The sequence below is a fragment of the Achromobacter kerstersii genome (genome assembly GCF_902859595.1).
Classification (GTDB): domain Bacteria; phylum Pseudomonadota; class Gammaproteobacteria; order Burkholderiales; family Burkholderiaceae_B; genus Achromobacter; species Achromobacter kerstersii.
Genome location: NZ_CADIJQ010000013.1, coordinates 88,313 through 100,432, shown reverse-complemented (window position 1 = coordinate 100,432; position 12,120 = coordinate 88,313). Strand labels below are relative to the sequence as shown.

At 63.4% G+C, this 12,120-nt stretch carries 10 protein-coding genes; 5 read left to right on the top strand and 5 right to left on the bottom strand.

Annotated elements, in window-relative coordinates; all coding sequences use genetic code 11:
• Positions 1-121: 121 nt before the first annotated feature.
• Positions 122-1,351 (top strand): tyrosine--tRNA ligase, encoded by a 1,230-nt coding sequence (gene tyrS / locus HV765_RS28065; RefSeq protein WP_054427286.1) that lies wholly within the window; start codon positions 122-124, stop codon positions 1,349-1,351.
• A 73-nt stretch (positions 1,352-1,424) separates the two neighbouring features.
• A complete protein-coding gene (locus tag HV765_RS28060) occupies positions 1,425-2,078 on the top strand; it encodes a YbhB/YbcL family Raf kinase inhibitor-like protein (protein WP_054427287.1) in 654 nt (217 codons plus the stop codon).
• A gap of 67 nt (positions 2,079-2,145) precedes the next feature.
• Here the strand turns inward: HV765_RS28060 and HV765_RS28055 are convergent, their stop codons facing one another.
• Entirely contained in the window at positions 2,146-2,784 is a 639-nt protein-coding gene (locus HV765_RS28055) for a LysE family translocator (protein WP_054427288.1), read from the bottom strand.
• Positions 2,785-2,985: 201 nt separating this feature from the next.
• Here HV765_RS28055 and glyA point away from each other — a divergent pair, with 201 nt between their 5' ends.
• Together glyA and nrdR are read left to right on the top strand one after the other, a co-directional pair.
• A complete protein-coding gene (glyA, locus tag HV765_RS28050; protein ID WP_054427289.1) occupies positions 2,986-4,236 on the top strand; it encodes a serine hydroxymethyltransferase in 1,251 nt (416 codons plus the stop codon).
• Positions 4,237-4,455: 219 nt separating this feature from the next.
• Entirely contained in the window at positions 4,456-4,935 is a 480-nt protein-coding gene (nrdR, locus tag HV765_RS28045) for a transcriptional regulator NrdR (RefSeq protein ID WP_054427290.1), read from the top strand.
• An 80-nt stretch (positions 4,936-5,015) separates the two neighbouring features.
• Here nrdR and HV765_RS28040 read toward each other — a convergent pair whose 3' ends face one another.
• Together HV765_RS28040 and HV765_RS28035 are read right to left on the bottom strand one after the other, a co-directional pair.
• Positions 5,016-5,978, bottom strand: coding sequence for a GlxA family transcriptional regulator (locus tag HV765_RS28040; RefSeq protein WP_054427291.1), 963 nt, complete (start codon positions 5,976-5,978; stop codon positions 5,016-5,018).
• Positions 5,979-5,994: 16 nt separating this feature from the next.
• Positions 5,995-6,558, bottom strand: coding sequence for an isochorismatase family protein (locus HV765_RS28035; RefSeq protein ID WP_175171653.1), 564 nt, complete (start codon positions 6,556-6,558; stop codon positions 5,995-5,997).
• 179 nt (positions 6,559-6,737) lie between these two features.
• On the opposite strand from HV765_RS28035, the gene ribD reads away from it, so the two are divergent.
• Positions 6,738-7,889 (top strand): bifunctional diaminohydroxyphosphoribosylaminopyrimidine deaminase/5-amino-6-(5-phosphoribosylamino)uracil reductase RibD, encoded by a 1,152-nt coding sequence (gene ribD / locus HV765_RS28030; RefSeq protein ID WP_420840187.1) that lies wholly within the window; start codon positions 6,738-6,740, stop codon positions 7,887-7,889.
• Here ribD and HV765_RS28025 read toward each other — a convergent pair.
• Together HV765_RS28025 and HV765_RS28020 are read right to left on the bottom strand one after the other, a co-directional pair.
• The gene (locus HV765_RS28025; protein ID WP_175171652.1) at positions 7,886-10,447 is read right to left on the bottom strand and encodes a hypothetical protein; all 2,562 of its coding nucleotides are present in this window, start codon (positions 10,445-10,447) and stop codon (positions 7,886-7,888) included. The genes ribD and HV765_RS28025 overlap by 4 nt on opposite strands.
• A complete protein-coding gene (locus HV765_RS28020; protein ID WP_254600750.1) occupies positions 10,434-11,477 on the bottom strand; it encodes a DUF3142 domain-containing protein in 1,044 nt (347 codons plus the stop codon). The genes HV765_RS28025 and HV765_RS28020 overlap by 14 nt, the downstream gene beginning before the upstream one ends.
• Positions 11,478-12,120 lie beyond the last annotated feature (643 nt).

Sequence of the window (12,120 nt, the reverse complement as noted above, 5' to 3'; positions counted from 1 at the left end):
GCGTATATATGGCATTTGCGTATGATTGGGCGGTATCCTAGCTGATTCGGCTAGAATTTTCGATAGTTTTCGTCACTTTTTACACCTTTTTGTCGGCTGAAGCCGCTTTGGTCCCCCTGCCATGTCTCCCTCTGAAGCCCCTATCACTCCTGAAGTTGAAGCCGATCTGCGTATAGCCAAGCGCGGCTGCGATGAACTGCTGGTTGAGTCCGAATTCGCCCGCAAGCTGGCCAAGAGCCGCGCCACTGGCGTGCCGCTGCGCATCAAGCTGGGGCTGGACCCCACCGCGCCGGACATCCACCTGGGCCACACCGTGGTGCTGAACAAGATGCGCCAGCTGCAGGACTTGGGCCACAACGTCATCTTCCTGATTGGCGATTTCACGTCGACCATTGGCGACCCCAGCGGCCGCAACAGCACCCGCCCGCCGCTCACGCGCGAGCAGATCGAGTCGAACGCCAAGACCTATTACGCGCAGGCCAGCCTCGTGCTGGACCCGGCCCGTACCGAGATCCGTTACAACTCTGAATGGTGTGATCCGCTGGGCGCCCGCGGCATGATCCAGCTGGCCTCGCGCTATACGGTGGCTCGCATGATGGAACGCGAGGACTTCACCAAGCGCTTCAAGGGCGGCATCCCGATTTCGGTGCATGAATTCCTGTATCCGCTGATGCAGGGCTATGACTCGGTGGCGCTGAAGTCCGATCTGGAGCTGGGGGGCACCGATCAGAAGTTCAACCTGCTGGTTGGGCGCGAGCTGCAGAAGGAGTATGGCCAGGAGCCCCAGTGCATCTTGACGATGCCGCTGCTGGTGGGTACGGACGGGGTCGAGAAAATGTCCAAGTCCAAGGGCAACTACATCGGCATTTCGGAGTCGCCCGATTCGATGTTCGGCAAGCTCATGTCGATTTCCGACACGTTGATGTGGCGCTACTTCGAGCTGCTGTCGTTCCGTTCGCTGGAAGACATCGCCGCTCTCAAGCAAGAGACGGATGGCGGACGCAACCCGCGTGATGCGAAAGTCATGCTGGCTCAGGAAATCATCACTCGCTTCCATTCCGCCAAGGCCGCCGACGAGGCGCTGGCTTCCTTCGAGGCCCGTTTCCGCGATGGCGCCATTCCGGAAGACATGCCCGAAGTGAACATCGGCGGTGCACCGGTGGGCATCCTGAAGCTGCTGCGCGAAGCGGGTCTGGTTGCCTCTGGCTCGGAAGCGCAACGCAATGTGGAGCAGGGTGGCGTGCGCGTCAACGGCGACCGGGTTGAAGATAAATCGTTGCAATTGCCCGCTGGGACTTACGTCGTACAGGTGGGCAAGCGCAAGTTTGCGCGTGTTAACTTGAACCCATAATTGCGAAGTTTTGATACGCTGAGGGTACAGACAGAGGCAGGGACGCCTTTCTCGGCACTTCAAGGAGCACGACATGAAACTTTCGAGTTTGTCTTTTTCCGATCACGAGTCGATTTCGGAACGCTACGCGTTCGGCAAGATCGATGCGCAATCGCACGTCGCGCTGGCAGACAACAACAACCCGCAGTTTTCCTGGGACGATGTCCCGGCGGGGACGCAGTCGTTCGCGTTGATCTGCCATGACCCCGACGTGCCGTCGCGCCCCGATGATGTCAACCAGGAAGGCCGCGAAGTGCCGGCCGACTTGCCTCGTGTGGATTTCTTCCACTGGGTGCTGGTCGATCTGCCCGCCGACCTTCGCGAGATTGACGAAGGCGCCTTTTCCAACGGCATCACGCCGCGTGGCAAAGGCGGCCCGCTGGCGCCGATGGATGCGCGCCAGGGCATCAACTCGTATTCGTCATGGTTCGCCAATGACCACGACATGAGCGGCGACTACTTCGGCTACGACGGCCCGTGCCCGCCCTGGAACGATTCCATCGTGCACCGCTACATCTTCACGCTGTACGCGCTGGATGTGCCCAGCCTGAATCTGAACGGCTCTTTCACTGGCGAAGACGCGTTGCGCGCCATGCAAAAGCACGTGCTGGCGCACGCTTCGGTCACGGGCACCTATACCCTCAACCCGAAACTTGCTCCCAAGCAGATCGGGGCGACATCGGCGTAATCCGCTACGCCAAATCAAAAAGGCCGCAATCGTTGCGGCCTTTTTTTATTCCCGGCTTTCGCCGGCCTCAAACGGTGGATCGCTTCAGACGCAGCAGCGCTATGCCGAAGGCGACGAAGATCGAGCCGACCAGGCGGTTGAGCCACACGACGATGCGGGGACGCCGCAGCGCGTTGCGGGCGCGCCGGGCCAAGGCGCCATAGGTCAAGAGCGACACCAGAGACATCGCCATGAAGATGCCGGTCAGAACGAAGAACTGCGGAAGCAGCGGCTCTTGCGCGTTCAGGAACTGGGGGAACAAGGCCGTGAAGAACAGGATGGGTTTGGGGTTCATGGCGGCGACGAAAGTGGCCTCCAGGTACAGGACGCCCGCGCGGCGTGGCGGCAGGTTGGCGGCCAAGGCTTCTGGCGGCGCAATGTGGGCGCGGCCCAGCAGATGCCGCAGGCCCACATAGATCAGGTAAGCGGCGCCCGCCACCTTCAACGCCATGAACAGCATGGCGGACGATTGCAGCACCACCCCCAGCCCCAGCATGGCCGCGGCCGACAGCAGGAATAGCCCGGTCACATTGCCCAGCGTGGAGGGCACCACGGCGCGCACGCCGCCTGCCGCGCCGTTGCGAATGGCGAGCATGGTGGCGGGGCCTGGGCTGATGACGCTGGCGGCTGCTACTAGCGAGTAGGTTATGAGTGTGGCGCTTTGCATGAAAGTTTCTCAAGTCGGGTTGAGAGCGGTTTTCGGGCGCCGCGCGATGGCGTGGTTTTCGCGCCCGTCCGCCGTATTTTGCTCGCCTTCGGCGCATTTTGGCGGCAATTGATTCCGCTTGACGGGGTAAACTACAAGAATTCTTCGGGTTTACCCCCGACACTGCTTTCTCCTCTCTTACCGCCTCAGGAATCCCCCGTCATGTTTGACCGCAACCTCACCTTGTCCAAGGCTGACCCGGACGTTTGGGCCGCCATCCAGAAGGAAGACGTTCGCCAAGAGCAGCACATCGAGCTGATCGCTTCGGAGAACTACGCCAGCCCGGCCGTCATGGAAGCCCAGGGCACGCAGCTCACGAACAAGTACGCCGAAGGCTACCCGGGCAAGCGCTATTACGGTGGTTGCGAGTACGTGGACATGGTCGAGCAACTGGCCATTGACCGCCTGAAGCAGATCTTCGGTGCTGAAGCCGCCAACGTGCAGCCGAACTCGGGTTCGCAGGCCAACCAAGGCGTGTACATGGCCGTGCTGAAGCCGGGCGACACCGTGCTGGGCATGAGCCTGGCTGAAGGCGGCCACCTGACGCACGGCGCGTCGGTCAACGCTTCGGGCAAGCTGTACAACTTCATCTCGTACGGCCTGGACGAAAACGAAGTCCTGAACTACGCGCAAGTCGAACAGCTGGCCAAAGAACACAAGCCCAAGCTGATCGTGGCAGGTGCATCGGCCTACGCCCTGCACATTGATTTCGAACGCATGGCCCGTATCGCCCGTGAAAACGGCGCGCTGTTCATGGTCGACATCGCCCACTACGCCGGGCTGGTTGCTGGCGGCGCCTACCCCAACCCGGTCCCGCACGCTGACTTCGTCACGTCGACCACGCACAAGTCGCTGCGCGGCCCGCGCGGCGGCGTCATCATGATGAAGGCCGAGCACGAGAAGATCATCAACTCGGCGATCTTCCCCGGCATTCAAGGCGGCCCGCTGATGCACGTCATCGCCGGCAAGGCCGTGGCGTTCAAGGAAGCGCTGGAACCCAGCTTCAAGGACTACGCGCAACAAGTGGTCAAGAACGCCAAGGTGCTGGCCGACACGCTGGTCAAGCGTGGCCTGCGCATCGTTTCCGGCCGTACCGAAAGCCACGTCATGCTGGTTGACCTGCGTGCCAAGGGCATCACGGGCAAGGAAGCGGAAGCCGTGCTGGGCCAGGCCCACATCACGGTCAACAAGAACGCCATCCCGAACGATCCGGAAAAGCCCTTCGTGACCAGCGGCATCCGTCTGGGCACGCCGGCCATGACCACGCGTGGTTTCACGGAAGCCGACGCTGAACTCACCGCCAACCTGATCGCCGACGTGCTGGACAACCCGCGCGACGAAGCCAACATCGCCGCCGTGCGCGCTCGCGTTAATGAACTGACGTCGCGCCTGCCGGTTTACGGCGCGAAGTAAGCGGTTTTGATATCGGCCCGGCGGGATATCCCCCGCCAGGGCCAGACCAAAGGGACGGCCCCGTCAGGCGCCGTCCCTTTGCTTTCGTGGCGGCAGCGGCTATCCTCCACCGATTCCGTCCTGGATATTGGGGACGAATTAGCCCGTATTGGCGCTTCCCGAGCGGCGCATCGTTACAATATGCTTGTTTTTTGCAATCCGTGCCTTTAGGGAACACACATGCGGTGTCCATTTTGCGGCAATGCCGAAACGCAGGTTGTCGACAGCCGGGTCTCGGAAGAGGGCGACGCCATCCGCCGCCGTCGCCGCTGCCTATCCTGCGACAAGCGATTCACCACGTATGAACGGGTGGAACTTGCCATGCCTTCCATCGTCAAGCGCAATGGCAGCCGCAGCGACTACGACCCGACGAAACTCCGCGCCAGCTTGAGCTTGGCGTTGCGCAAGCGCCCCGTCAGCACGGAAGACGTGGATGCCGCCGTGGCGCGCATCGAAGAACAGTTGCTGGCAAGCGGGCTGCGCGAGGTGCCCTCAGAACAGATCGGCGAACTCGTCATGAACGAACTGCGCAAGCTCGACAAGGTGGCGTACGTGCGTTTTGCGTCCGTCTACAAGAGCTTTGAGGACATCGGCGAATTCGTTGAAGCCATCCGCGAAATGCAGGGACCTTTGTTGCCGGGCAAGCTGCGCAAGGAATAAAAGCCCCGGCTGGGCCTTTGGCAGGAACATAACGGCGCCGAGGCGCCGTTATTCGTTTTGGCTCGGGTGCCGTGGCGCCGTTATTGCATGGGAGCCGACCGCGCCAGGCTGGGCGTAAGCGGCTGAAATTTGCGCCAAACGCGGCGCATGTGCTGCGCCGAGCCAAAGCCGGATTTTTCCGCCACGCGCTCCAGGTCCAAGCGGGTTTCGCGCAGCAGGTCGCGCGCCAGCGCCACGCGGATTTGATACAGGTAATCCATCGGCGTGCAGCCGGCGTGTTCGCGAAACAGCCGCGTCAGGTGGCGGGCGCTGGTGTGCGCCTGGTCTGCCAGCGATTGCGCGGACCACGGCGCGGCCGGGTTGCGCACCACGGCGTCCTGCACCCGATGCACGCCGGGGTGCATGTGGCTGCGGTGCTCGAGCCAGGGCGACAACGTGGAATCCGTGCCTGCGCGGCGCTGATAGACCACCATGTCGCGCGCGACCTCACTGGCGACGCGCGGCCCGCAATGGCGCGACACCATATGTAGCGCCAGATCGATGCCGGCCGTGATGCCGGCGCTGCTGACCAGGTTGCCATCTTCAACAAAGATGCGGTTGTCGTGCACGCGGGCGCTGGGGTCGATGCTGGCCAGTTGTTCCAGGCAGGAATGGTGGGTGGTGCAGTCGCGTTGCCGCGTCAGCCCGGCCGATGCCGCGAATAGCGCGCCCGCGCAGACCGTCATCAGCGTGAACTCGTCTGCGGGATGGCGCTGGGCCAGCCAGTCGATGATGGCGTGGGCGTCGGGGTCGTCCAGCCGGGTGTGTTTACCCACCACGCCGGAAATAATGACAAGCGCCTGTGGCGGCAAGGCGGCAGGCAGCGGCTGAATGTGCGCCAGATGCAGCCCGGGAATGCCGCTTTCCACCTCTTTCGACGGGCCGCAGAAATGTTGCTCGAACGTGCCGGGACACAGCTTGTTGGCCACCCGGAAAGCCTCTGCCGGGCCGGCAAGGTCCAGCAGAACGATGCCCCGCGGCAGCACAAAGTACACGGGAATCATGCGGCTTTCCGATGGGTCAAGCGGCCAGCGCGTCGGCGGCGCGCACGATGCGGGCAAAGCGGCCTTGCAGCACAAGTTCGGTGTGGTCGCGGATTTCGGCGGGCGTGTAGTGCTTGCCTGACGGGCTTTGCATGGCGAAGGTCAGCGTGGCGTCGGTGGGAAACACGACTTTGAAGCCGGCGTCGCTGGCGTGCCGCGACGTGGTTTCGCAGCACTGTTCAGTGCGAATGCCGCTGACGATGATGCCTTCGATGCCGTTGTCGCGCAGCCAATCATGCAGCGTCGCGCCGTTGGCGTCTTTGGCGTACAGCGAGGAATGCACCGTTTTGTGGAACACGGCGGCGGGCGCAATGCGCACTTCTTCAAGCGTCTTGACGTGGCCTGAAGCCAGCGAGAACGGGTTGGCGGGGTCTGTGGATGGGCTGATGTGGAACACCTGAAGCACCGGAATGCCTTGGGCCGTTGCCGAATCAATCAGCCCCTGGATCTGTTCCACAAAAGCCGGATACTCGGTTTCATCCCAAAACGGACGTTGCCGGAAGGAATCTTGTACGTCGATGACGATCAGTGCTTGTTTCATGTTTCGGCCTCCGGGCCTGGGATATCAGCAGGTGTAGCGCTATTCTGAAACGGAAGTCCCGCCCGCGCGAGATCGTCCCAAGCCACCTGGCGGCCCAAAACGGACATTCGGTGAGCATACCCCTTCCGGCAGCGCCGGGTTGCACCACGTCATCCAGGCCCGGACATACAATTCCTGCCATGACGACCCCAAGCGAACCCGACGATATCTTCTGGATGCGACGCGCCCTGGCGCTGGCCGAAAGCGTGCTCTACACCACCGCGCCCAACCCCCGTGTGGGATGCGTCATCGTGCGCGATGGGCGCGTGCTGGGCGAGGGTGCTACGCAGCCCCCCGGCGGGCCGCACGCCGAAGTCTGCGCCCTGCGGGACGCTCAGGCCCGCCAGGAAGCGGTTCAGGGGGCCACGATGTACGTCACCCTGGAACCGTGCAGCCATTTTGGCCGCACGCCGCCGTGCGTGGATGCGGTGCTGGCCGCCAAACCCGCGCGAGTCGTCGTGGCCATTGGCGACCCGAATCCGTTGGTCAACGGGCAGGGGCTGGCCCGTTTGCGCGCCGCCGGCATCGAGGTGACAACCGGTGTGTGCGCCGAAGAGGCCTTGGCCATCAATGCCGGCTTCATTTCGCGGATGAGCCGCGGCTTGCCCTGGGTGTGGATGAAGATGGCGGCGTCGCTTGATGGCCGCAGCGCCCTGCATAACGGCATGTCTCAATGGATTACCGGCCCCGAGGCCCGCGTGGATGGCCACCGCTGGCGTGCGCGCAGCTGCGTGGTGCTGACCGGCATGGGCACCGTCCTGAAAGACGATCCGCAACTCAACGTGCGCGGGGTGGACACGCCGCGCCAACCGCGCAAAGCGGTCGTGGATGGCCGCTTCGAGATTCCCGAGGACGCTCGCCTGTTTGACGGCGCGGAAGTCATCCTGTTTACGGCCCGTGAAGATGCCGCCAAAGCCGTACGGCTGGCCGACAAGAATGCCCGAGTCGTCGTCCTGCCTGGCCAGGAGCCAGGCCGCGTGGACTTGCCCGGCATGATGGACTGGTTCGCAAAAGAGCAGTTCAACGAGGTGCATGTCGAGGCCGGCGCGGGATTGAGCGGCGCGCTGGTGGCCTCTGGATGCGTGGATGAGCTGCTGCTGTATCTGGCGCCGGTGCTGCTGGGTGACGCCGCGGGAATGGTGCGGTTGCCGATGCTCGAACATCTGGATGCGGCGCGCCGATACGAATTCATCGACACGGCGCGCGTGGGGGCGGACCTGCGCCTGCGTGCCCGGGTCGCAGGCACGTGGCAGCAACTCATGCAGCGCGTGGCGTTGCCGGCGCTGACCTAGGCCTGCGTTTTCTCGTGTGTTGGCTTGGCGGTGCGCTTGGGGGTGCGTTTAGGCATGCGCCAGGCAAACACGCATCCCCCGCCCGCAATAATCGCCAACAGGCCCACCGCAAGCAGCAAGCCGGCATGATCGCGCCGTAAGCGTTCCCATGCCTTCCAGGCTTGTGTGTAGTGGAACCACGCGGCCGCCCGGAAATCAGGCTCGGCGCACTCGCGGCCGAACGTGCCGCTGAACGGCACCTGGGCGCCTTGATTCACATACCGCAGATAGATTGCCGAGGCGCGGTCGGGCGAGTCGTCGATGATGTAGCGCGCCCCTTGGCAAAGCACGGCAGCGAAAGCTTGGGAGCGGTTTGGCAATTGCCCGGCCGCTTGCAGCGCGTGGTCGGCCGCGATCTGGCGATAGTGAAAGCGGGCATAGGGGCGCGCTTCGCTGGCGGCGAATCGTTGCCGTTCTTCGGGCGTGACCAGCGGACCCGGCAAGGCCGCCTCGGCGCGTTGGGCGGGTGTATCCGGCGTCTGACTGGCGTCGGCCCCGGCCGACTGGCGCCAGGGTTCGGGGCTGCGGCCCGCGCCGTAGGTGTAGTTGCCGTCATACACCGCGAAATCGGGGTCCTGTTCGTAACCCATGATCTCCAAGCCATTGCGGCGCGCGAGGCGCGCGGCGGTAAACCAGGCTTCGGCCCGTGCTGTCCGGCCCCATGCGTTGCCCGCTTTGTGAAGGGCTGCAATGTACTCCTCGACCTTTTGGTGGCGGCTGGAAGGCCTAACGCGCCAGACACCGGCCGCATCATCGGTGAGATCCGCGAAGCGGGCATCCGCGTCCGAGGGAAAGTAAGCCAGCGCCTGGTCCATGCGGCCTTCTCGCATCAGACGGCGCGCGAGCAGCAGGCGCAGGCGGTCGCCATCGGGAATGGGGTGCTTCACCGCCCACTCGTAGAAGCGCTGGTAGTCGAATTGCAGAAAGCCCGGCGGGGTGGCCGGCATGGCGGATGCGGGCACGTGCTGATCCACGTAATGCTTGAGCTCATCTACCGTCAGCACGCGCTCGGCCACATACGCCGCGTCGTTCCAATAGGGCGACTGGAGCCAACCCCCTTCTGGCAAGTCGGCAGCAGACGGATCGTTGGCGTGCAGCAGCAAGTCCAGCGCTTCGACGTACTGGCCGCGCGACAGCGCCAACACGCCACGCTCGGCCGTTAGCCGGGCGATGCCGGGGGCGTCGATGCTGTGCTCGTCGGCGTTCGGAAAGCTGCTTGCGGCGCGTGCGTAGGCTTGCGCCGCGGCGGCCATGTCTCCCCGACGGATCGCCAGTTTGGCGCGAATCCACCAAGCTAGCGGGGTGTCCAGACGCTCGGCTAGCGGTTGCGCCAGGTCATAGCGACCGACCCGATACGCTAACGCGGCCACGCGATCCGCGTTCTGAATCCTGCTCACATCCTGCTTGGCCAGCGCGGTGGCAAGGACCTGCAACGCCGGGTTGGGCGTCACATTTCCCCTGCCTGCCAACGCGGCCGCATCTGCATAACCCCGTTGGCCGTTCACTTCATACGTGGCGAAAATGTCATAGGCGCTGTCGGGATTGCCGTCGACGATGTCGCCCACCCGCGCCAGCGCATAGGCCACCAGCAAGCGTTGCGAGACCGGGTCGTCGATCAGCCGGACGGCACGGGCAGGCGCGTTCAACGCCCAGCTCGCAATCAGGCGCAGTGATGCCTGCCCGCTGCTGGAGCCCCGCGCGGCCTGCTCGGCATACAGCTGGATAGCATGCTTCAACGCTGTGGCAGGAATGGCGTCCGCGCACGAGGTGGCTGACTGGAAATCCTCGTACGTGCAGCCTCCTTGCGAGCCCCTCAGCAAGCCGCGTGCCTCTTGGCCAAAGCTGGCGATGGCGAGTCCCCACGGGTCAGGCGCGCCGTCTCGCGCCAATTGGCGGACGCGGGCATAAGCGGCAGCAGCGGCAGCAGCGGCAGAAGCGGCAGAAGCCGGCCCCGGAGGCGTGGCGTCGACGGGCATTGCGGCTGATGCGCCATTTTCCAGCTCGGCCAGCATGTAGGTAGCCCAGACGCTGCGCGCAGCGCCTTCGTTGCCCGGCAGCGCAAGAATCGCGTGCAGGCGTGCTCTGGCGCGGGATACGGCCACGTCGGTCTCGTCGTTCGCGGCAGCAAGGATATCGACGGCGGCAGCGGTATATAAACGCACGGCCTCTGGCAGCGTGGCGCCCGCCGCATAAGCCTGATCGCCGTCCGGCAATTGCCGCATCGCGCGCACGGTGGCGCGCTGCGCGGGGCTCAGCGCGGGATCGAAGTCTTCGGGAATGGCGTCCTGCCTATCGTTGCCGCCAGGCAGCGTTCGTAATTCCTGAGCGCGTATCGCGTCAGCCGGCACCACCAAGCGCGATGCCTCATAACTGAACGAATTGGCAGGCGTGCTGCGTAGCGTGCCCGCGCGGTCGTCCAGCAACTGCGCCGGAAAGTCCGGCCCGCAGGCAACGACGATTCCAGCGCCGATGGCGCAGGTCAACAGGGCAATTCGAGCGATGGTTTTACGGTTTTGCATGGAAAGTGGTGGGTGGCGTGTCGCAGCGTATCCAGCCGATATTGCGCAGGCTGCCGGCGCGCAGCAGGCCGTCATGCGCACGACGCAGATACCAGCCGGCGTTGTCTTGCTCAAGCGTGTAACCATTGATGCCGTCGGCGGCGCGGCAAACGCCGTCCCAACGGATAGTGAAGGGAAGCGTGGCATCGGCATTGCCGGTGTTGGACAACACCAGGTCAAACGTCCCCGCGGTTGTGGCGCGTTGGGCGAAGACGTTAAGCTCCGCTTGCAATGATTGGCGCGTCAATACCGCGCGCCACGTCGCCAGGCTCCATGCGCGTTCGTCGAGTGCGGTGGGCAGGCGAAACCAGACCATGCCGGCCAATCCCGCGGGCCGATCCTGGCGGATCTGCTCGGCAAAAGCCGCCATGGCAGCGGGCGCGGCGACGAGTTCGCTGGCGCGGGTTGCGGTGGTCAACGTGGGCCGTTCGCTTTCGATTGCGATGATGTTGCCGTCGTCATCCCACGAGACACGGCTGCCATACGTTGGCAATGCAATCCGCCAAGGGCGCTGCGTGCGGCCGGCAAAAGCGCTGATCCACGCCTGTGCGCGCTTGGCGTCAAACAAGCCTTGTGTCGGGTTCAGTACGGCGTGAACCTGCAACACCGACTCATCGGGCACCTTCAGTAAGGCGTCGAGATCGGGGCTGTTTAACCATGTTGGCAAGGCGGTAATTGATAGCGGCGTGCCTGGTTCAAGGCGGTTTTTCAACGCCGTCAGAAAGCCGCGATAGGCCGCAAGCTTCGATGTTGCGCAGTCGTAATCGATTTCAACACCGGCCAGCGGCACGCCGGCTGCGCGCCAGGCCAGGGTTGTCGCGGCAATTCGCACCAACGTTTCGTCAACGTTCAGCGCATCGACGCGTCCATCCAAACGCAACACCATCACCGCCGGTTTTTGTGACGCCGCCAGCGCATTCACGTCAGGCCGGGCATCGATCCATCTGCCGCCAGCGCTCATCTCGGCGATCAGCACGCGCCAGGTTCGCACGGCATCTGCACTTGCCGCCAGCGCTTCCTGCACCGCCGGCGTCCAACGCCGTTGCCATACGTACGCATCATTCGGCAGGTCTGGAAGTGGCTTCCCGCAAGCTCCCAGCGCCATCAAAACCATGGCGAAAGCTGCGGCGGCGGTGAGTCTGGCCGCAGGCAATGCGCGGTTCCTGGTCAAGCCGAATGCGTGCCACAAGCGAAGCAACATGACGCTGCGAATCAAGGTGTGTAGTCAGAAAGCGAGAGATGCTAGCACTCTGCTTCATCGGCTGCTAATTCAGTGATTGCATGTCGTGTTGTGGATGATTCGCGTCGTATTCAACGTGGCAATTGCATCAAGTTTGCGAGCGATTCACACGCGCGAATTTTCATGATGAAAATCCGTATCACTATTTTGGGTGATGTGCCAAATGAATTGCCACAAAACGGTCAATTGGCTTTAGCATAGGCCCATGACTTGGCGATACGTGCTTACGGCCATCACCGCAAAGTGCCACGCGCCCTCGTCACCACGGATTCCCGTGCCGCGATATCGGCGCTTTTTCACAACCGAACCGGCACGCTGCTGAACGCAATCCCAAGGGGCCGTTCAGACCGTCCGCTGCCATCGCATAGCGGGCGCATCGGGTTAACGCCCGAAT

Coding starts and splice junctions, on each gene's coding strand:
- tyrS (WP_054427286.1), top strand. CDS start 122: ATGTCTCCCTCTGAAGCCCCTATCACTCCTGAAGTTGAAGCCGATCTG.
- HV765_RS28060 (WP_054427287.1), top strand. CDS start 1,425: ATGAAACTTTCGAGTTTGTCTTTTTCCGATCACGAGTCGATTTCGGAA.
- HV765_RS28055 (WP_054427288.1), bottom strand. CDS start 2,784: ATGCAAAGCGCCACACTCATAACCTACTCGCTAGTAGCAGCCGCCAGC.
- glyA (WP_054427289.1), top strand. CDS start 2,986: ATGTTTGACCGCAACCTCACCTTGTCCAAGGCTGACCCGGACGTTTGG.
- nrdR (WP_054427290.1), top strand. CDS start 4,456: ATGCGGTGTCCATTTTGCGGCAATGCCGAAACGCAGGTTGTCGACAGC.
- HV765_RS28040 (WP_054427291.1), bottom strand. CDS start 5,978: ATGATTCCCGTGTACTTTGTGCTGCCGCGGGGCATCGTTCTGCTGGAC.
- HV765_RS28035 (WP_175171653.1), bottom strand. CDS start 6,558: ATGAAACAAGCACTGATCGTCATCGACGTACAAGATTCCTTCCGGCAA.
- ribD (WP_420840187.1), top strand. CDS start 6,738: ATGACGACCCCAAGCGAACCCGACGATATCTTCTGGATGCGACGCGCC.
- HV765_RS28025 (WP_175171652.1), bottom strand. CDS start 10,447: ATGCAAAACCGTAAAACCATCGCTCGAATTGCCCTGTTGACCTGCGCC.